Here is a 19,927-nt window from a genome sequence, read left to right on the forward strand (position 1 = left end):
CTGACGCGCGGGCCGAACCCGCGCAGGCGTCCCTGCGTAGCTCCTCTGGGGTGCACCATCGTCCCGGAAGGGGGAGCCGTTGATGTCCATCCGTTGCCGTCGCGCCGTCCTGGCGCTGGCGGGGGCCGCCGTCGCCGCGGCCGCGTCGCCGTCTGTGGCCGCCGGTCAGACCGGTGTCGCCGCGTCGTTCACGGTCACCGATCACCGTTTCGTGGGTTCGCAGGACGGAAGTTCGTACGTCACGATCTACGCCGGGCAGAGCGTCGCGTTCGCGTACCCCGCGGGCACGATCCCCCACAACGTCGACTACCTCGCCCTCAAGCCGACGTCCTGCACGCAGACCGCGGGCCCCGATCTGGGTCCGGTCCCGCCGCTGCCCCGCGTTCCGAGCGGCCCCGGCTGGTCGGGCACCTGCCGGTTCAACGTGCCGAACATGTACGTGTTCGTCTCGCGTGGCCCGCGCTCGATGCCGGGCCACGTGATCGTCCGGCCGGGCGCGCCGCCGCCGTCGTTCCCGACGCAGCCCATGACGCCGCTCGTCCCGCGTCTCTAGCGAGCTCAGCCTGCCGGGTGTGTCGTCCTACTGTCGGAAAGCGGCGGTAGGACGACACAGGCACCCGACGGATCGCGCCGTCAGTCCACGCGCACGACGCGGTGCGCGAACGCCTTCGCGCGGAGCGCCGACGCGGCGCTGACCGCCGCCGTGCAGTCGCCGAACCAGTGATCGCGGGCGCCGCGCCACCACTCGCCGGCGCCCAGCACCTCGTCGAGCGGAGAGTTCACGCAGCGCGACTCGTGCTGCTTGTTGCCGGCCATGTGGCCGAACTCGTGGAGGAGGACGCTTTCGAGGTCGATCTCGTCCAGCGCGGGGTAATTCGGGCCGGCGGCCCAGTTCTCGGCGGCGTGCAGCGCGAGGTCGCGCTCGACCACGCGGCCGTTGCGCAGGTAGTCCGTCTGGACGCCGAGTGTTCCGCTCGGGACATCGGCGGAGAAGCCGGCGACGCTGCGGCCGTCCTCCACGCCCGCGAGGAGCTTCGTCGTCGTGCCCGCCTTCAGGTTCCACCGCTTCGCCGTCGTCCGCGCGAGGGTCTTCAAGCGCGTCTTGGAGACCGACGCCGGCAGGTTCGCGGTCGACACGAGGAAGCCCGCCGAGCCCTTGCGGCCGAACTTCGGGTACAGCTTGCCGCGCCCGCGATCGACGGCGGGCAGCGTCACCGTCAGCTGTCGGACCGGGCCGATCGGACGGTCGGCGCCGTCGCCGGACACGTACGCCTGCCAGTGGTAGCGCCCGGGACGCTGGCGCAGGATCGACGCGTTCGGCACGCTCCAGACCTGCAGGTCCTCGAGCGCCTGGGTGGCCGGTTCGTCAAGCCAGGTGCCCTCGGGCCCCGTGAGCAGGCCGTCCTCATCGATTTCGTTCCCGCCGGAGACCCGCACGACGACGCTGCTCTCGGGCGCGTCGGTCCGCACCGCGAACGTCAGCGGAGCACCGCGTGAGATCGAGGCGGCCGGAGCTTCGTAGTTGAGCTCGACGGCGGAGGCGGACGCGGGGAACGCGAGCAGGGCGAGACCGACGGAGGCGAGGACGGGACGCATCTGAGGTACGTATCGGCGGCCCACGGGACGGGCTTGAGTACCGTTCATGGCCGTGCCCCGCGTCCGCCTGGACACCTTGCTCGCGGACCGCGGCTTGTTCGAGTCACGGACGCGCGCGGCCGCGGCCGTGATCGCCGGTGACGTCCACATCGGCCCGGGCCGTCGCCGCGCCGAGAAGCCCGGCCAGCTCGTCGACCCCGAGGTCGAGCTCGAGGTGCGGGGCCCGCCGCCGTACGTCTCACGTGGCGGCGTCAAGCTCGCCAATGCCCTGGACACCCTCAACGTGCCCGTCGAAGGGCGCAAGGCGCTCGACGTCGGCGCCTCCACCGGCGGCTTCACCGACTGCCTGCTCCAACGCGGCGCCGAGCACGTGATTGCGCTCGACGTCGCGTACGGCGAGCTCGACTGGCGCATGCGCGAGCACGAGCGCGTGACCGTCATCGAGCGCACGAACGCCCGCGCCATCACGCCGGACCAGCTGCCGTACGCGCCGGACCTGGTCGTGATCGACGTGTCGTTCATCTCGCTGACGAAGGTCCTGCCCGCGGTGCTCGCGAGCACGGCGCCGACGTTCGACTGCCTCGCGATGGTCAAGCCGCAGTTCGAGGTCGGCAAGGAGCGGCTCGGCAAGGGCGGCGTCGTGCGCGACCTCGCCCTCCGGCGCGAAGCCGTCAGCGCCGTGGCGGCGTCCGTCGACGTGGCCGTGATGGGCAGCGCGCCGTCCGCCCTCGAGGGCCCGTCCGGCAACCGCGAGACGTTCCTGTGGCTCGCCGAGCCCGGCCGACCCGGCGCCGTCGCCGAGGTGGACGCCTGGTGATCGCCGCCGTCGTCACCCACCGCCGGCCGAGCGACACGCACGAGGCCATCCTGCTGCTGCTCGAGACCGCCCGCCGCCGGCGGGTGACGCTGCGCCTCACGCCCGACGAAGCGACCAAGCACGAGATCGAGACCGCGCCGTTCATCGAGATCGTCGAAGACCCGGGCGACGACATCGATCTGTGCCTCGTCCTCGGCGGCGACGGCACGATCCTCACCGCGCTCCGCCGCTACGCCGGCACCGGCGTCCCCGTGTTCGCGGTCAACTACGGCGAGGTCGGCTTCCTCGCCACGATCGACCCCGACGGCCTCGCCCAGGACTTCGAGCGTGCGTTCGCCGCGGAGTTCGAGACGATCCAGCTGCCGACGATCTCCGTCGGGCGCCCCGAGGGCACCTGGAGCGCGCTCAACGACATCTCCGTGCACCGCAAGGCCGGCCTGCGCGTGGCCGATCTCGCCTACGCGCTCGCCGGCGAGGAGATCGGCCGTGTCCGCTGCGACGGGCTGGTGGTGGCCACGCCGCAGGGCTCGACGGGGTACAACCTCGCCAACGGCGGCCCGGTCCTGGCCTGGGGCGTGGAGGGCTACGTCGTGTCCTTCATCGCGCCACACTCGCTCACGGCCCGCGCGCTCGTCGTGGCGCCGCAGGACGAGCTGACGATCAACAACGCCTCGCGCGAAGAGCCGGTGGAAATTCACGTGGACGGCCGGCCCACGCTCGAGCTCTCGCCCGGTGAGGACATCCACGTCGCGTTCGGCCTCACGCACGGCACGCTGGCACAGCTTCCCGGAGCAAGCTTCTACCACCGCTTGCGCGAGCGCTTCGGTCGCCTTGCGCGCTAGTCGCCGCAGCCGTTCCATGGCCGCCACTGTGCCAGGGAAAGTGCAACGTGTCTGTTCCAAAAGTGTGCCAATTCTGCAACAGAACACCTGTTCGACGGTGATCCGTCCTGACCCGCTGGTAAACCACTCGACGTGCTCCACGAACTGCGCGTCGAGAACCTGCTCCTGATCGAACGGGCCGAGCTGCGCCTCGGTCCGGGGCTGAACGTGCTCACAGGGGAGACGGGCGCGGGCAAGACGGTGCTCGCGCACGCGCTGGACCTGTTGCTGGGCGGCAAGCCACGCTCGGGCATCGTGCGCCCGGGAGCGGCCGAGGCATACGTGGAGGGCGTCTTCACGCTGCCGGACGAGCTGCGGTCGTTGCTGGGGGACCGGATCGCGGAGGACGCCGAGGAACTCGTCCTCGCGCGGCGCGTGAGTGCGGAGGGGCGCACACGCGCGTACCTCGGTGGCCGCAGCGCCACGGCGGCTGAGCTGCGAGACGCCGGCACCGCGCTGCTGTCCTTCTATGGGCAGCACGAGAGCCGCAAGCTCATGCTGCACTCGGCCCAGCTGGAGATCCTCGACGGCTTCGCGGGTGCCGACCAGTCGGGTCGCCGCGAGGCGTATCGCGAGACCTACGCGCGCGAGCGCGTTCTTCAAGAGCGCCTGCAGGAGCTGCGCGAACGTGCGGGGGCGCGGGATCGCGAGCTGGACCTGCTCGAGTGGGAGCTCGGCGAGATCGAGCGGGCCGCACCGAGCGAGGAGGAGGAGCTCGCGCTCGAGTCCGAACGCGACCGGCTCCGGCACGTCGAGGCGCTGCGCGCCGCCGCGGCCGCCGGCTCCGCGGCCCTGGCCGGCGACGAGGACGGGGGTGGCGGCGCCGCGATCGCGCTCGCCGCGGCCGCGCAGGCGATGGACGGCGTCACGGGTGTCGACGCCGAGCTGGACGCGCTCGGCGCCCGCATCCGCGCGCTCGCGATCGAGGCCGAGGACCTGCTGCACGACCTGCACCGCTACGCCGAGGGCGTCGAGGCCGCGCCCGGGCGCCTCGACGAGGTCGAGGAGCGCATGGCGCTGCTCGAACGGCTCAAGCGCAAGCACGGCGGGACGATCGCCGCGGTGCTGGCCTACGCCGAGCAGTGCGGCACCCGCCGCGACGAGCTCGTCGGCGCCGAGGAGGCGATCGAGGAGGTCGAGGGCGAGCTGGCCGAGGTCCGCGCCGAGCTCGAGCGGCGGGCGCGCACGCTCAGCGCGGCGCGCGAGGCCGCCGGCGTGGCGCTCGCCGAAGCGGTGCGCGAGCGGCTGGGCGCGCTGGCGATGGAAGGCGCGGAGTTCACCGCCGCGCTGTCGCCGCGCGAGTACGCGCCCAGCGGCGCAGACGAGGTCGACTTCCTGATCGCGCCCAACCCCGGCGTGCCCGCCGGCCCGCTGCGCGAGATCGCGTCGGGCGGCGAGCTGTCGCGCGTGATGCTGGCCCTGATGGGCGCCGCGGCCGAGGCCGGCCCGGCGACGCTCGTATTCGACGAGGTCGACGCGGGCATCGGCGGCGTGACGGCCCGTGCCGTGGGCGAGCAGCTGCGCGAGCTGGCCGCCGGCCGTCAGGTGATCTGCATCACCCATCTGCCGCAGATCGCGTCGATGGCGGACCGCCACTTCACGATCGTCAAGGACACCTCGGGCGAGACCGCCCGCACGACCGTGACGGAGCTGCGCAAGCAGGAGGTCGTCGGCGAGATCGTCCGCATGCTGGGCGCCGACCGCGAGGATTCGGCGGCCCGGCGGCACGCGAAGGAGCTGCTGAAGGCCGCATGACTGGTCCCCGCCGCTCGCCGCTCTATCCTCATGGAGGCGACATAAGGAGCTTGAAACCCATGCCCGAACCCAGGCCGCGAACCCGCTACATCTTCATCACAGGGGGAGTGGTCTCTTCTCTCGGGAAGGGGATCGCCGCCGCCTCCATCGGCCGACTGCTCGTCTCACGCGGGCTCAAGGTGGCCATCCAGAAGTTCGACCCGTACATCAACGTCGATCCCGGCACGATGTCGCCGTTCCAGCACGGCGAGGTCTTCGTCACCGAGGACGGCGCCGAGACGGATCTCGATCTCGGCCACTACGAGCGCTACACGGACGCGAACGCCTCACGCGCGTCGAACGTGACCGCAGGCGCGATCTACAACTCGGTGATCCGCAAGGAGCGCCGCGGCGACTATCTCGGCGGCACCGTGCAGGTCGTCCCGCACATCACGGACGAGATCAAACACCGCATCCGGCTGATCGGCGAGACGCAGGACGTCGACGTCGTGATCACCGAGATCGGCGGCACGGTGGGCGACATCGAGTCGCTGCCGTTCCTGGAGGCGATCCGTCAGTTCCCGGTGGACGTGAGCCGCCGCAACGTCATGTTCATCCACCTCACGCTCGTGCCGTACATCGGGCACGCGGGTGAGCTCAAGACGAAGCCGACGCAGCACTCGGTCAACGAGCTGCGTCGCATCGGCATCGCGCCGGACATGCTGATCTGCCGCTCCGAGGCGGGGCTGCCGCAGGACGTGCGCAAGAAGATCGCGCTGTTCGCGTCGCTGCCGCCCGAGGCGATCGTGTCCGGCCAGGACGTCGACAACATCTACAAGATCCCGCTCTACTACCGCAACGAGGGCGTGGACAGCTTCATCCTCGAGCACTTCGGGCTCGAGGCCGGCCCGCCGGAGCTGAGCGGGTGGGAGCGGCTGGTCCGTCAGGCGACCGAGGCGCAGAACCGGCCGCCGGTGAGGATCGCGCTGGTCGGCAAGTACGTGCAACTCGAGGACGCGTACCTCTCGGTCGTCGAGGCGCTGCGCCACTCGGGCTTCGAGCTCGGTCGCGGCATCGACATCGACTGGGTGGACTCCGAGACGCTGGACGACGGCGAGGTGCGGGCCCGGCTCGCGAACGCGGACGGCATCCTCATCCCGGGCGGCTTCGGCGTGCGCGGCATCGAGGGCAAGATCACCGCGGCGCGGATCGCCCGCGAGCAGAAGATCCCGTTCCTGGGCATCTGCCTCGGCATGCAGATGGCGGTGGCGGACTTCGCCCGCCACGTCGTCGGCATGGACGGCGCAAACTCCACGGAGTTCGACCCTGAGACGCCGTACCCCGTGATCGACCTGCTGCCCGAGCAGAAGGAAGTCGCGGACATGGGCGGCACGATGCGCCTGGGCGCGGACCCGATCAAGCTGCACCCGAACACCCGGGCCCGCGAGATCTACGGCGAGGCCGTGATCTACCAGCGTCACCGCCACCGCTACGAAGTCAACAACTTCCTGCGCAAGCGCATCGAGGCCGCCGGGCTCGTGTGCTCGGGCACGTCGCCGGACGAGCGCCTGGTCGAGATCATCGAGATTCCCGAGCATCCGTTCTTCGTCGCGTCCCAGTACCACCCAGAGTTCAAGTCGCGCCCGGAGCGGCCCGAGCCGCTGTTCCGGGACTTCGTCGCCGCCGCGCTCGGCCGCGCCGAGGAGCTGCGCCCGCACGAGCTCGCCACGAGCGAGGAACCGGCCGCCGCGCGGTGAGGCCCGCGAGCGAGGCGGAGAAAGCCCGGCTCAACGACACCTTCGTAGACCTGTGCCGCATCGTCTCCCCGTCGGGGGACGAAGCGGCCTGCGCGGAGCGCGTTGAGCGCGAGCTGCGCGGGATGGGGCTCGAGGTGATCCGCGACGAGGCCGGGAACCTGCTCGCGCGGGTCAAGGGTCGCGGGGAGCGCACGGTTCTGCTGTGCGCGCACCTGGACACCGTGCCGGCGCACGCGCCGATCGAGCCGGTGCTCGTGGACGGCGCGTGGGAGAACGAGCATGACGGCATCCTCGGGGCCGACAACAAGGCCGCGGTCGCGATGCTGCTGGAGATCGCGCGCCGGTGCAGCATCGAAAGTTCGCCCGTCGGCGTCGAGCTCGTGTTCACGGTGCAGGAGGAGGTCGGGCTGCTCGGCGCCAAGCGCTTCGACGCGTCGCAGCTGCAGGCGGAGTTCGGCTACGTGTTCGACCACGCGACGCCGATCGGCGAGATCGTCACCTCCTCGCCGACGCTGTACCGGATCGAGGCGCACTTCCTCGGCAAGTCCGCCCACGCCGGGCTACGCCCCGAGGAAGGGCACTCCGCGATTCTCGCCGCCGCGCACGCCGCGGCGCACATGCCGCACGGGCGGATCGGCCCGCAGACCACCGCCAACCTCGGCTTCTTCCACGGCGGCGTCGAGTCCACCAACGTCGTCCCGGAGCGCGCCCGCCTGCTGGCCGAGGTGCGCTCGGTGGATCCCGACAAGGCCGAGGAGGTCCTGGCGGGCGTGATCGACGCGCTGCACGACGGGGCGGCCCACGGCGCCTGCGATGTGGACGTGATCACCGAGAAGCAGGTCGTCGGCTACCGCCAGAAGCCGTCCTCGCCCGCGGTGGTCGCGGCCGAGGCGGCGCTGACGGCGCACGGCTACGAGCCGAAGCGGATTGCGACGGGCGGCGCCTCGGACGCAAACGTGTTCGAGGCCGCGGGCATCCCGTGCGTAAACGTCGCCAACGGCACGCAGAACAACCACGAGCCGACCGAGCGCGTGCCGCAGTACGCGCTGGAAGCCATGCTCGACATCGGATTCACACTTCTGCAGGAGGCTGCCGCCGCATGAGCTCACGGTTCGAGCGCATCGCCAACGAGACGATCTTCGAAGGCAAGTTCTTCGACGTCGAACGTGGGACGTTCCGCCACGAGGACGGAGAAGAGGTCAAGCGCGAGCTCGTGACGCACCCGGGGGCGGTCGGCGTCGTGGTGCTCGACGGCGAGCAGCTGGTCTTCGTCCGCCAGCCGCGCGAGGCGGTCGGCGTCCCCGACCTGCTCGAGATCGTCGCCGGCAAGCTCGACGAGGAGGGCGAGGACCCGCTGGACACCGCGAAGCGCGAACTCGCTGAGGAGATCGGCAAGCAGGCGTCCGAGTGGGAGTCGCTGGGCTCGTTCTTCACCACGCCGGGCTTCACGAACGAGGAGATCCACCTGTTCCTGGCGACCGGCATCAGCGACGTCGACGAACGGCCCGAGGTCCACGAGAACGAGCGGATCGACGTCGAGATCCGCCCGCTCAGCGAGCTCGACGAGGTCCTGGCGTCGAACACGGACTCCAAGACGCTGATCGCGCTGTACCGCTTCCGGGACCGCATGAACCGCTGATTGCAGGCGGAGGGCTCGGGCGGGCCGCCGCGAACGAGACAGGGATGGCCGTCGCCGACGCTCCCCTTGCCACGCCCGCACACGCTCAGCCGTTCGAGCACCTGCTGCTCGACTTCCTCGCCTACCTGGAGTTCGAGCGGGGCCTCTCGCGCAACACGCTCGAGGCCTACCGCTCGGACCTGCTCCAGTACGGCGCCTACCTGAAGGGCCGCGACGCGCTCGCCGTCACGCACTCCGACCTCGCGGGCTTCGTGTCCAGCCTCGCGGCGGGGGACGGCGACAAGCCGCCCGTGGCGCCCGCGACCCTCCAGCGCAAGGTCGCCTGCTTGCGCTCGTTCTACCGCCACCTCCGGCGCCAGGGCGAGCTCGACACCGACCCGACCGCGAACCTGCGCGCCCCCAAACAGAGTCGCCGGCTCCCGCACGTGCTCAGCCGCGACGAAGTGGCCAAGCTGCTCGAGCAGCCGCGCGGCACCGAGCCGCCGGCGCTGCGCGACCGCGCGCTGCTGGAGCTCATGTACGCGTGCGGGCTCCGCGCGTCGGAGGCGATCGACCTCGAGACCGGCGACCTGGACCTGGAGATCGGCATCCTGCGAGCGCGCGGGAAGGGCTCCAAGGAACGGATCGTGCCCGTCGGCTCGGCCGCGACCCGCGCCGTCAACGCCTACCTGGCCAGGGGCCGCGGCAAGCTCGTCGGCGACAAGCTCGAGTCGCGCCTGTTCGTCAACCATCGCGGCGCCGGGCTCACCCGCCAGGGCCTCTACAAGATCGTGCAGCGCCATGCGGCCACGGCCGGCCTCGCCGAGCGCATGAGCCCGCACACGCTCCGGCACACGTTCGCGACGCACCTGCTCGCGGGCGGCTGCGACCTGCGCAGCCTGCAGGAGATGCTCGGCCACGCCGACATCGCCACCACCCAGCTCTACACGCACCTGTCCGCGGACCGGCTCAAGGACGTCTACTTCGACGCCCACCCGCGCGCCAAGATGCGGTAGGGCGACGATGCCCGGTCGGCATCGGGCGCGGGCGCCGCGGGCGCCTTTGCCAGAATCGGCGCCGTGAGCAAGCGGGCTTTCGTCATCGTCATCGACGCCTGCGGCGCGGGGGCCCTGCCCGACGCGGCCGACTACGGCGACGAGGGCACCAACACGCTGCAGCACCTCTCGGAGGCGACCGGCGGCCTCGACCTGCCGGTGCTCCAGCAGCTCGGCCTCGGGGACATCCTCCCGCTCGTCGGCGTGGCGCCGTCGCCGGACCGCGTGGTGCACGGGCGTCTGCACCCGCTCGGCCCGGGCAAGGACACGATCACCGGGCACTGGGAGCTGATGGGCGTCGTCACGCCGCAGCCGCTGCGGACCTACCCGGACGGCTTTCCGCCCGAGATCATCGATGAGCTGCGCGACGCCACCGGCCGCGGGGTCCTGTGCAACCGGACCTACAGCGGCACGGGCGTGATCGAGGACTTCGGCGAGCAGCACCTGGCCACGGGCGACCTGATCGTCTACACGTCGGCCGACTCGGTGCTGCAGATCGCGGCGCACGTCGACGAGGTGCCGCCGGCGGAGCTGTACGCGGCGTGCGCCGCGGCGCGGGAGATCATGCACGGCGAGCACGCGGTCGGGCGGGTCATCGCGCGCCCGTTCAAGGGCTCGCCCGGCGCGTTCGTGCGCACCGATGGTCGCAAGGACCTCGCGCTGCCGCCGCCCGGGCGCTCCTACATGCAGGAGCTGCAGGCCGCGGGCGTGCCGGTACACACGGTGGGCAAGATCGGGCAGGTGTTCGACGGCGTCGGCGTCGACCGTCAGCACAAGGGGCCGACGAACGCGAGGGCGCTCGCCGCGACGGCCGAGCTGATCGACTCGCTCGAAGGCGGGTTCGTGTTCACCAACCTCGTCGAGACCGACCAGGTCTACGGCCACCGCAACGACGTCCCGGGCTACCACGGCGCGCTGAAGGCGATCGACGCCGAGGTGGGCGAGTGGCTGGAGCGGCTGGACCCGGCGCGCGACCTGCTGGTCATCACGGCCGACCACGGCTGCGACCCGACGACGCCCGGCACCGACCACACGCGCGAGCACGCGCCGCTGCTCGCGCGCTTCGACGGACACGGCGGAAAGCGCCATGACGGTCCGTTCGCTGACGTCGGTGCCTCGGTCCTGCGGTGGCTGACCGGCCGCGACGCGGCGCTTCCTGGCACCCCTTTCGTCTAAACCACCAAATTTGCGCCAGACGTAGGGTGAGGAGTCGCCGCAACCGGGGCACCCACTCATCGTGCGTTCACTGCTTCACACCTCGCAGTTGGCGGCAGTGACCGCCACGGCCCTGCTGATCGCCGGATGCGGCGGCAGCGGCGACACCGCCCCCCAGGAGACCAAGCGGGCGTCGACGCAGACGTCCGGTCAGTCCAAGCCCAAGCCGGCCGCCACCAAGGCGCCCAGCGACAGCGAGCAGCTCAACCGCCTGCTGGCCGACCGCGCGGCGGCGTTGCGCGACGGCGACTCGGCCGGGTTCCTGAAGACCTCGACCGGTTCGCAGGCCAAGAAGGACGAGCGCGCGATCGCGAACGCGAAGGCGCTTCCGATCAGCGACGTGCGGCTGACCGCGGAAGGCACGGAGGTCGACGGCAACCGCGGCACGCTGCGGGTCAACATGGTCTACCGCTTCGACGAGATCGACACGTTCTACGTCAAGACGTCGCGGATGACGGTGAAGAAGACCGAGGGCGGCTGGCGTGTCTCCAGGGACCGGCCGTCCGCCGGCATGCTCGCGCCCTGGGAGCACACGCGCTACAAGGCGCGCACGAGCAAGCACTTCCTCGCGCTCGCGCCCGCGAGCATGAAGGTCGGCAGCCTGATGACCGACCTCGAGAAGGGCCGCTCGCGCATGAAGCAGGGCCTGAAGGGCGTCAAGGTGCCGGGCAAGGTCCTGGTGATCGTCAACCGCAACAGCAACGACACGCGCGCCCTGACGAAGGACCTCAAGACGCTGAGCGCGCTCGTCGCCATCGCGGAGTCGCAGGTGTTCACGGAGGGCTCGGCCAAGCGGGTGACCGATGTCGCCGGCCAGCGCGTGTTCGTCCTCTGGCGCTCCTACGGCAAGGACTCGCGCTCCGGCCGGCGCCAGACGATCGCGCACGAGCTCGTCCACATTGCGCTCGCCAACCGCACCGGCGGCCGCGTACCGGACTGGCTCGTGGAAGGCATCGCGATGTACGCGTCCGGCGACAAGCGCGCCGGTGACGCGGGCGCGCTGCTCAGCGGCGCCCAGCTCAAGGACTCCTCCAAGCAGGCGCCCGCCAAGGCCGCGCTCTCGCTCAGCCGGCTGTCCAAGCCGGACATCCTGCACAAGATGTCCTCGATCCCGCTCACGTTCGCCTACTCCTACTCGTCCGCGGCGGCGTACACGATCGCCGACAAGTACGGTGGGGCCAAGACGCTGCTCAAGCTCTACTCGGCGTACAACAGCGAGAAGATCAAGGGCCGTCCGGGCAAGGCGCTGACGAACAAGGTCTTCCGCAAGGTGCTCAAGCGGTCGATCGGCCAGGTCGAGGCCGACATCGACGCGTACGCCCGCACCCAGTCGCCCTTCTAGCCTCTTCGGGCGCGATGCCCGAGCTTCCCGAAGTCGAGACGATCCGCGGTCATCTGGCGCCCCACGTGGAAGGGCGGGTGCTGGAGGCCGTGGACATCCTCGATGCCCGCTGGTGCCGGCCGCTCGCGCCGGAGGAGATGCGCGCGGCGCTGCTCGGCCGGCGCGTGGAGACGCTCGGGCGGCGCGGCAAGTACCTCGTCTGGGAGCTCGAGGACGATGTCTACCTGCTGATGCACCTGCGCATGACGGGGACGCTGCTGTTGGACCCGTCACCCCCGAGCAAGCACGTGCGCGTGCGCTTCGGGCTTGGTGACCATGAGGTGGTCTTCGACGACCCCCGGCGGTTCGGGACGGGAGAGCTGGCGCTCGGGCCGGTCGCGCGCGACGCGTTCTTCGACGCGCGGCTCGGCGTCGAGCCGCTCGAGCGCGCGTTCACCGCCGAGCACCTCTACGCGCTGGCGAAGACGTCCCGCGCACCGGTCAAGGCCTTCCTGCTCGACCAGAAGCGGGTCGCGGGCGTCGGGAACATCTACGCCGACGAGGCCCTGTTCCGGGCGCGCGTGCATCCGCTGCGGCCGGCGAACACCCTCACGCGGGCGCAGTGCGCGGCGATCCGGGACGGGGTCGTGGACGCGCTGATGCTGGGCCTCGAGTCCAAGGGCGCGACGATCGACGACTTCCGTGACCCCTACGGCGTCAGCGGGACCTTCCAGGACAAGATGCTCGTGCACACGCGCGAAGGCGAGCCGTGCCCGAACTGCGGGACGCCGGTCCGCAAGCTGCGCGCCGCGGGGCGCGGCACCTACGTGTGCGAGCGCTGTCAGTCACGCCCGCGCGTGCGGCGCAAGGCGGCGTAGACCCTCAGAGGGTGCGGAAGTACTCCGGCCCTTCGGCGGTTTCCACGACGGCGAAGCCGAACTTGTCGGGCTCGATGTCGTCGCGGCGGCCGAACGTGCGCACGGCGTCGCGGAGCGTGGCGGGCGCGCCGGAGGCGACGGTGTCGAACAGCTCGGACGGGTCCTCGCCGAGCCAGCGGGCGACGTGGTGATAGGGCGCGAGCGTGAGCATGAGCTCGCGCGGGTCGGCCAAGTACTCGTCCTCGCGCGCGAGGAGCTTGTCCAGCAGGGCTGAGGTCAGCGCGCCCGGGTGGCCGGAGCGTGCGACGCGGGTCGGCCCGGCGAGGTGCTTCAAGCCGCCGCGGCGAACTCCGACAGCTTGCCGGCCTTGTCGAACGCGACCAGCTCCTGGTAGCCGCCGATCGACGTCCCCTCGATTACGACCTGGGGGAACGTCATCATGCCCGTCAGACGCACGAGCTCCGCACGGCCCTCAGGGTCCTTGGCGAGGTTGATCTCCTCGAAGGGAACGCCTCGCTTGTTCAGGAGGGCTTTGGCGACGCGGCAATAGCCGCAGGGCTCGGTCGTGTAGACGGTGATCTGGCTCATGGCTTCAAAAAGGATAGTGCGATATCCGGATCGGTAAAAACGGAAGGAATCGTTCTCCGCTCGATGCGCTACGGCGAAGCGGACCGCATCCTTCACTTGTATACCCCGGACCGGGGGCGAGTGAGCGCGATCGCGAAAGGCGTGCGCAAGGCCAAGTCGCGCTTCGGCGGGCGGCTGGAGCCGTTCTTCCAGCTGAACCTCGTCCTGTATGAGGGCCGCAGCGATCTGATGACGGTCACGTCCGTGGAGACGATCGCGGCGTATCCGCGCCTGCGCGAGGACGCTGCTGCGCTCGACGGCGCCGCGCGCGCCTGCGAGGCCGTCGCGCGCCTCTTCGACGACGGCGAGCCGCACGCCGGCGTCTACCACCTGCTCGCCAACGAGCTCGCGCTGCTCAACCGCGAGCCACAGCGGGCGGGCCGCGCCAACTCGCTCGCGTTCCGGCTCAAGCTCCTGCTGGCGGCCGGCTTCGCCCCGCACCTGGCGGCGTGCGCCTCCTGCGGCGAACGCGAGCACCTCGTCGGGTTCTCCGGCGCGGCGGGCGGCGTCGTCTGCGGCGCCTGCGAGGCGAGTGCGTTCCCGCTCGCGGAGGAGGCGCACGCCTTCATGGTCGCCGCGCTCGGCCGCCCGCTGGCAGAGACGCCCGAAGCGCCTCCGCTCGCCCTCGCACAGGCGGAACGCGCGATCACCGAGACGCTCGAGCACCACGCCCACCTGCGCCTGCGGCCGGTCGGCACGCGTTAGCCCGCACCGGGGACCCCCAGCACGGCGATCAGCCGGCGCGCGGCCGGTGACGGCCGCCCGGCCGCCCACAGCACGAACAGCGGCAGGGTGAGCCCGCCGGCGATCGGGCGGGCGACCACGCCGGGCGGCACGCCCGTGCCCTCGGGCATCAGATAGACGGCGTCCTCGGCGACGAGCTCGGACAGGATCACGCCCGTGCCGGTCACGCGCGCCTCGACGGGGATCGCGCCGGGCACCCGCGCGAGCAGCAGGTCGGTGAACGGCGTGCCCGGCGGGCTGGGGACGAGCAGCCGCTCGCCGACGAGGGCCGCCACCGAGACGGCGTCCTGCTTCGCGAGCCGGTGCGACGCCGGAAGGCAGCACACGACGGTCGAGGGGCGCAGCTCGTGCGTGCTGATCGCGTCCTCGTCGAGCCCACGGGCGCGTGTCAGCGCGACCTCGAGCTCCCCGGCGCGCAGCAGCGCGCGCAGCTGCGCCGGCCGAACCTCGTGAAAGGCCACGGCCACGCGCGAGGAGCTCGTCCGCAGCGCCCGTGCGGCGTCCGTGCGGTCGGTCAGGCCGATCGCGGGGGACACGCCGATCCGGATGGTTCCGGACAGCCCGGCCTCCACGTCCCGAACCTCGGCGAAGGCAACCTCGGCGCGGGCCAGTAGGTCGCGCGCGGACGCCAGCAGCGTCGTGCCCGCGGGCGTCAGGCGAACCTCGCGCGTCGTGCGCTCCAGCAGCACCACGCCGAGCTCGTCCTCGAGCGCCCGCACCGCTTTCGACGCCGCCTGCTGGCTGAGCCCGAGCTCCTCGGCGGCGCGGGTGAAGCTCAGCGCCTCGGCGACCGCCGTGAACGTCCGCAGCTGGGAGAGCTCAGGCATTCACCACCTCCGGTGGACGCTTCACACCCGCGCGTTGTTGGGAAATCCGGGCTTTCGCGGGCATCATCGGAGGCACTTCTTCCCTCCGATCACGAGGTTCCAGATGACTTCTTCCGCACCTGGCGGCACGGGCGCCCCTGCCCGCGTCGCGATCGTCACCGGCGGCTCGCGCGGCATCGGGCGCGAGATCGTGGGACGGCTCGCCCGCGAGGGCTACGCCGTCGTCGTCAACTACGCCGGCAACACCGAAGAGGCCGAGGCCGCCGCCCGCGAAGCGGGCAACGCGATCGCGGTCCAGGCCGACGTGGCCGACGAGACGGCCGTGGCGGCACTGTTCGACGCCGCCGAGGAACGCTTCGGGGGCGTAGATGTGGTCGTGCACGCCGCGGGGCGCATGACGCTCGCGCCCGTTGCCGAGCTCGACCTCGACGAGCTCGACGCGCTGCACCGCACCAACATCCGCGGCACGTTCGTCGTCGCCCAGCAGGCCGCGCGGCGCCTGCGGCCGGGCGGCGCCCTGCTCACGTTCTCGAGCTCGGTGGTCGGGCTGGCGCTTCCGACCTACGCCGCGTACGCGGCCAGCAAGGGCGCGGTCGAGGCGACGACGCTCGTGCTCGCGCGCGAGCTGCGCGGGCGCGACGTGACGGTCAACACGGTCGCGCCCGGCCCGACCGCCACCGCCCTGTTCCTCGACGGCAAGGACGAGGAGACGATCGACCGGATGGCCAAGCAGCCGCCGCTTGAGCGCCTCGGCCGGCCGCAGGACATCGCCGAGGTCGTCGCGTTCCTCGCGAGCCCGGCCGGCCACTGGGTCAACGGCCAGATCATCCGCGCCAACGGAGGCATCGTCTAAGTGCACGTTCTCGTCACCGGCGCCTCCAGCGGGTTCGGCGCCCTCACCGTCCGGGCCCTGGGCGCGCGCGGCCACACCGTCTATGCCGGGATGCGCGACATCGGGGAGCGCAACGCCGCCGCGGCCGCCGCGCTGGGCGACGAACCCGGCGACCTGCGCGCGGTCGAGCTCGACGTCACCGACCAGGACTCCGTCGCCGCGGCGATCGGCGGACTCGAGCACCTCGACGCGATCGTCCACAACGCGGGGCACATGGTGCTCGGCCCGGCTGAGGCGTTCGTGCCGGAGCAGTGGCACGAGCTCTACGACGTCAACGTCGTCGGGGCCCAGCGTGTGAACCGGGCCGCGCTGCCGCGGCTGCGCGCGCAGGGCGGCGGCCTGCTGGTATGGGTCGGCAGCTCGAGCACCCGCGGCGGCTGCCCGCCGTTCCTCGCCCCGTACTTCGCGGCCAAGGCGGCGATGGACGCGCTCGCCGTCAGCTACGCGGCGGAGCTCATCCGCTTCGGGATCGACACCACGATCGTCGTCCCGGGCGCCTTCACGTCCGGAACCAACCACTTCGCCCATGCGGGCGCGCCCGCCGACACGGACCGGGCCGCCGACTACGACGAGCGCTACGGCACGTTCATGCAGGAGCTGGCCCCGCGCCTCGCGCGGCTCACGCCCGAGGACGCCGACGCGGGCGCCGTCGCGGAGAAAATCGCCCGCGTGATCGACCTGCCCGCCGGAAAGCGGCCGTTCCGCACCCACGTCGATCCGACCCGCGACGGCAGCGAGGTCGTGTCCGCCGTCGCCGACCGCATCCGCGTGGAGTTCTTCCGCCGCGCCGGAATCGACGACCTGCTCACACCGCACGCCGCCCTCTGACGCACGGACCCGGCCGGCCACTGACCAGGTTCCGGCACGTTCGTGCGGGGCTGGCATATAGGCTCCGCGCCGATGAGTCGGTTCTCTGTCGCGCTCGCCCTGACGCTCGCGGGGGTGGCCGCCGCGGCCGCTCCCGCCGATGCCGCCCTGCGGGAATTCCGCTCGCCCACCGGCAAGCTCGCCTGCATGTTCTACTCCGACGAGCGGGTGCCACGGCAGGTGCGCTGCGAGTGGCGGGGCGGAGCCGATCGCGCCGTCCAGCTCAACGAGACGGGCAAGGGGCGGCGGATCAAGATCACCGACACCGTGTTCAACCCCGACGCCAAGCCGCTGGCCTACGGAAAGAGCACGACCTTCGGGCGCCTGAAGTGCACGTCGCGGAGAAGCGGCATCACGTGCAAGAGCCTGCGGTCGGGCCACGGCTTCACCGTCTCCACCACCAAACAGCGGGTGTTCTGAGCCATGTCCGACAAGTGGGTGTACGACTTCTCCGAAGGCTCGAAGGACATGCGGGAGCTGCTCGGCGGCAAGGGCGCGAACGTCGCCGAGATGACCCGCGTGCTCGGCGCGGACCGCGTCCCGGCGGGCTTCACGATCACCACCGAGGCGTGCGTCGCCTACATGAAGGCCGATCAAACCGAGCCCGAGGGGATGGCCGACGAGGTCGCCGAGGCGCTCGAGCGCCTGCAGGAGCACACGGGCAAGCGGCTCGGCGACGACGACGATCCGCTGCTGGTCTCCGTCCGCTCCGGCGCGCGCGAGTCGATGCCCGGCATGCTCGACACGGTTCTGAACCTCGGCATGAACGACCGCTCCGTCGAGGGCCTGGCCAAGGCGACGGAGAACGATCGCTTCGCGTGGGACTCCTACCGGCGCTTCCTGCAGATGTTCGGCAACGTCAGCCGCGGCATCGACGGCGAGGCGTTCGAGCAGGCGATCGCGGACGTCAAGGCCGACCGCGGCGTCGAGGAGGACACCGACCTCGACACGGACGCGCTCAAGGCGCTCGTCGACCGCTTCAAGGCGCTCTACAAGGAGCACACCGACGAGGAGTTCCCGCAGGACCCGCAGGAGCAGCTGCGGCTCGCCATCCGCGCCGTGTTCGACTCCTGGACGGGCGACCGGGCCAAGGAGTACCGCCGCATCAATCGCATCCCGGACGACTGGGGCACGGCGGTCAACGTCCAGCAGATGGTGTTCGGCAACAAGGGCGACACGTCGGGGTCGGGCGTGGCGTTCAGCCGCGACGAGGTGACGGGCGCGCCGGAGCCGTCCGGTGACTTCCTGCCCAACGCCCAGGGCGAGGACGTCGTGTCCGGCGCGCGCACGCCGCGCGACATCGCGGAGATGAAGGAGTGGCTGCCCGACGCCTACGAGCAGCTGATGGACATCCTCAAGACGCTCGAGCAGCACTACGGGGACATGCAGGACACCGAGTTCACGGTGGAGGAGGGGCAGCTGTACATGCTCCAGACCCGTGACGCCAAGCGGCCGGCGCAGGCCGCGGTGCGCTTCGCGCGCGACGCCGTCGACGAAGGGCTGCTCGAGCGCGAGCAGGCGCTCATGACCGTCGACGCCGAGATGCTCACCGCGCTGCTGGTCAAGACCTTCGATCCCGGCGCGAACTACGAGGTGATCGCCACGGGCGTCCCCGCCGCTCCGGGCGGCGCCAAGGGCGAGGTGGTGTTCACGGCGCGCGACGCCATCGACGCCGCCGCCGAGGGTCGCGACGTGGTGCTCGTCCGTCCGGACACGAACGCCAACGACGTCGGCGGCTTCCACGCCGCCAAGGGCATCCTCACCAGCCTCGGCGGCAAGGCCAGCCACGCGGCGCTCGTCGCCCGCGGCATGGGCGTCCCGTGCGTGACGGCCGCCTCCGAGCTCAAGATCAACCTCGAGGACAAGTGCATCCGCGTCGGCGAGCGCACGATCGGCGAGGGCGACTTCATCGCCATCAACGGCACCAACGGCGAGGTCACGCTCGACGACGTCCCGCTCGTCGACCCCACCGAGGACCCGGCCTTCGACGAGATCCTCAAGGCGTTCGAGACCGTGCTCGGCTGGGCCGACGATGTCCGCCGGCTCGGCGTGCGCACCAACGCGGACACGCCGGCCGATGCGCGCAAGGCGCGCGAGCTGGGCGCGGAGGGCATCGGCCTGTGCCGGACCGAGCACATGTTCATGGCCGAGGACCGCCAGCCGAAGATGCGGCGGATGATCATGTCCGGCACCCGGGACGCGCGCAAGGAGGCGCTGGCGGAGCTGCTGCCGTTGCAGCAGGAGGACTTCGAGGGGCTCTTTGAGGCGATGAAAGGCCTTCCGGTGACGATCCGGCTGCTGGATCCGCCGCTGCACGAGTTCCTCCCGAACCTGCCGGACCTGGCGGCGCACGTCGAGCGCGCGCGGATCGAGGTCTCCGCCGACCTGGACGAGCTGGAGACGCTGCTGGAGACGACCGAGCGCATCTCGGAGGAGAACCCGATGCTGGGCACGCGCGGGTGCCGGCTCGGAATCCTCTACCCCGAGATCTACGAGATGCAGGTCCACGCGATCATGCGCGCGGCGAAGGCGATGGACGAGCCTCCGCACCCCGAGATCATGATCCCGCTCGTCGACTACGAGCACGAGATCGAGCTGATGCGGGAGCTCGTGGTCCGGATCGGGGACGAGGAAGGGCTGCACGAGATAGAGGACTACACCGTCGGGACGATGATCGAGCTGCCCAGAGCGTGTTTTGTTGCAGATCGCATCGCAAAATTTGCAGACTTCTTCTCTTTCGGCACGAATGACCTGACCCAGACGGCGCTCGGGTTCTCCCGCGACGACGTCGAGTCCAAGTTCGTGCCCGTCTACATGGAGCGCAAGATCATCGAGCGCTCGCCGTTCGAGACGATCGACAAGCCGGGTGTGGGGTGGCTCGTGCGCCTGGCCGCGTGGGTGGGCCGCGAGTCGCGTCCGGACCTCAAGCTCGGCATCTGCGGCGAGCACGGCGGCGACCCCGACTCGATCGAGTTCTTCCATATGGCCGGCCTGGACTACGTGTCCTGCTCGCCGTTCCGGGTGCCGATCGCGCGAGTGGCGGCCGCGCAGGCGGCGATCATCCATGCCAACGATCGGTCATGGGCTGACGCATGAAT

20 protein-coding genes are annotated in these 19,927 nt (G+C 71.2%); 16 read left to right on the top strand and 4 right to left on the bottom strand.

The genetic code is table 11. From position 1 onward, the window contains the following. Positions 1 to 82 precede the first annotated feature (82 nt). A complete protein-coding gene (locus OJ962_RS23685) occupies positions 83 to 553 on the top strand; it encodes a hypothetical protein (protein WP_202954240.1) in 471 nt (156 codons plus the stop codon). An 80-nt stretch (positions 554 to 633) separates the two neighbouring features. Here OJ962_RS23685 and OJ962_RS23690 read toward each other — a convergent pair whose 3' ends face one another. Beyond that, positions 634 to 1,596 (bottom strand): M10 family metallopeptidase domain-containing protein, encoded by a 963-nt coding sequence (locus OJ962_RS23690; protein WP_202954241.1) that lies wholly within the window; start codon positions 1,594 to 1,596, stop codon positions 634 to 636. 46 nt (positions 1,597 to 1,642) lie between these two features. Between OJ962_RS23690 and OJ962_RS23695 the strand changes: the two genes are divergently transcribed. The 10 genes from OJ962_RS23695 to mutM all read left to right on the top strand — a co-directional run bounded on the left by OJ962_RS23695 (position 1,643) and on the right by mutM (position 12,872). Beyond that, positions 1,643 to 2,413: a TlyA family RNA methyltransferase gene (locus OJ962_RS23695; protein ID WP_202954242.1), complete on the top strand. Its 771-nt coding sequence runs from the start codon at positions 1,643 to 1,645 to the stop codon at positions 2,411 to 2,413. Beyond that, entirely contained in the window at positions 2,410 to 3,255 is an 846-nt protein-coding gene (locus tag OJ962_RS23700; RefSeq protein WP_270006646.1) for an NAD(+)/NADH kinase, read from the top strand. The genes OJ962_RS23695 and OJ962_RS23700 overlap by 4 nt, the downstream gene beginning before the upstream one ends. Before the next feature lie 132 nt (positions 3,256 to 3,387). Next, positions 3,388 to 5,049, top strand: a complete 1,662-nt coding sequence (gene recN, locus OJ962_RS23705) for a DNA repair protein RecN (RefSeq protein ID WP_202954243.1) — start codon at positions 3,388 to 3,390, stop codon at positions 5,047 to 5,049. A 59-nt stretch (positions 5,050 to 5,108) separates the two neighbouring features. Next, positions 5,109 to 6,785: a CTP synthase gene (locus tag OJ962_RS23710; protein ID WP_202954244.1), complete on the top strand. Its 1,677-nt coding sequence runs from the start codon at positions 5,109 to 5,111 to the stop codon at positions 6,783 to 6,785. Further along, a complete protein-coding gene (locus OJ962_RS23715; protein ID WP_202954245.1) occupies positions 6,782 to 7,888 on the top strand; it encodes a M20/M25/M40 family metallo-hydrolase in 1,107 nt (368 codons plus the stop codon). Before OJ962_RS23710 ends, OJ962_RS23715 begins: the two co-directional genes overlap by 4 nt. After that, positions 7,885 to 8,424, top strand: coding sequence for an NUDIX hydrolase (locus tag OJ962_RS23720; protein ID WP_202954246.1), 540 nt, complete (start codon positions 7,885 to 7,887; stop codon positions 8,422 to 8,424). Before OJ962_RS23715 ends, OJ962_RS23720 begins: the two co-directional genes overlap by 4 nt. Before the next feature lie 44 nt (positions 8,425 to 8,468). After that, positions 8,469 to 9,419 (top strand): site-specific tyrosine recombinase XerD, encoded by a 951-nt coding sequence (gene xerD, locus OJ962_RS23725; RefSeq protein WP_202954247.1) that lies wholly within the window; start codon positions 8,469 to 8,471, stop codon positions 9,417 to 9,419. A 63-nt stretch (positions 9,420 to 9,482) separates the two neighbouring features. Further along, positions 9,483 to 10,634: a phosphopentomutase gene (locus OJ962_RS23730; protein ID WP_202954248.1), complete on the top strand. Its 1,152-nt coding sequence runs from the start codon at positions 9,483 to 9,485 to the stop codon at positions 10,632 to 10,634. Positions 10,635 to 10,731: 97 nt separating this feature from the next. After that, complete coding sequence (locus OJ962_RS23735; protein WP_270006647.1) at positions 10,732 to 12,015, top strand: gluzincin family metallopeptidase; 1,284 nt, start codon at positions 10,732 to 10,734, stop codon at positions 12,013 to 12,015. Between the two features lie 14 nt (positions 12,016 to 12,029). Next, positions 12,030 to 12,872: a bifunctional DNA-formamidopyrimidine glycosylase/DNA-(apurinic or apyrimidinic site) lyase gene (gene mutM / locus OJ962_RS23740; protein WP_202954250.1), complete on the top strand. Its 843-nt coding sequence runs from the start codon at positions 12,030 to 12,032 to the stop codon at positions 12,870 to 12,872. A 4-nt stretch (positions 12,873 to 12,876) separates the two neighbouring features. Here mutM and OJ962_RS23745 read toward each other — a convergent pair whose 3' ends face one another. Together OJ962_RS23745 and OJ962_RS23750 are read right to left on the bottom strand one after the other, a co-directional pair. Continuing rightward, the gene (locus OJ962_RS23745; protein ID WP_202954251.1) at positions 12,877 to 13,206 is read right to left on the bottom strand and encodes a hypothetical protein; all 330 of its coding nucleotides are present in this window, start codon (positions 13,204 to 13,206) and stop codon (positions 12,877 to 12,879) included. Next, on the bottom strand, positions 13,203 to 13,460 hold the full coding sequence (locus tag OJ962_RS23750) for a glutaredoxin domain-containing protein (protein WP_202954252.1): 258 nt from the start codon (positions 13,458 to 13,460) through the stop codon (positions 13,203 to 13,205). Before OJ962_RS23750 ends, OJ962_RS23745 begins: the two co-directional genes overlap by 4 nt. Positions 13,461 to 13,481: 21 nt before the next feature. Between OJ962_RS23750 and recO the strand changes: the two genes are divergently transcribed. Continuing rightward, the gene (gene recO, locus OJ962_RS23755; RefSeq protein WP_270006656.1) at positions 13,482 to 14,204 is read left to right on the top strand and encodes a DNA repair protein RecO; all 723 of its coding nucleotides are present in this window, start codon (positions 13,482 to 13,484) and stop codon (positions 14,202 to 14,204) included. Here recO and OJ962_RS23760 read toward each other — a convergent pair. Then, complete coding sequence (locus OJ962_RS23760; RefSeq protein WP_202954254.1) at positions 14,201 to 15,070, bottom strand: LysR family transcriptional regulator; 870 nt, start codon at positions 15,068 to 15,070, stop codon at positions 14,201 to 14,203. The genes recO and OJ962_RS23760 overlap by 4 nt on opposite strands. Positions 15,071 to 15,173: 103 nt before the next feature. On the opposite strand from OJ962_RS23760, the gene OJ962_RS23765 reads away from it, so the two are divergent. The 4 genes from OJ962_RS23765 (at position 15,174) to ppdK (ending at position 19,925) form a co-directional block, all read left to right on the top strand. Further along, complete coding sequence (locus tag OJ962_RS23765) at positions 15,174 to 15,923, top strand: SDR family oxidoreductase (protein WP_202954255.1); 750 nt, start codon at positions 15,174 to 15,176, stop codon at positions 15,921 to 15,923. Next, positions 15,924 to 16,790 carry an SDR family NAD(P)-dependent oxidoreductase gene (locus tag OJ962_RS23770; RefSeq protein WP_202954256.1) on the top strand — a complete coding sequence of 289 codons (867 nt, stop codon included), beginning with the start codon at positions 15,924 to 15,926 and terminating at the stop codon, positions 16,788 to 16,790. A 72-nt stretch (positions 16,791 to 16,862) separates the two neighbouring features. Next, complete coding sequence (locus tag OJ962_RS23775) at positions 16,863 to 17,249, top strand: DUF6636 domain-containing protein (protein WP_202954257.1); 387 nt, start codon at positions 16,863 to 16,865, stop codon at positions 17,247 to 17,249. Between the two features lie 3 nt (positions 17,250 to 17,252). Beyond that, complete coding sequence (gene ppdK / locus OJ962_RS23780; protein WP_202954258.1) at positions 17,253 to 19,925, top strand: pyruvate, phosphate dikinase; 2,673 nt, start codon at positions 17,253 to 17,255, stop codon at positions 19,923 to 19,925. Positions 19,926 to 19,927: the final 2 nt, after the last annotated feature.

This window comes from Solirubrobacter deserti (assembly GCF_027587175.1).
Classification (GTDB): Bacteria; Actinomycetota; Thermoleophilia; order Solirubrobacterales; family Solirubrobacteraceae; genus Solirubrobacter; species Solirubrobacter deserti.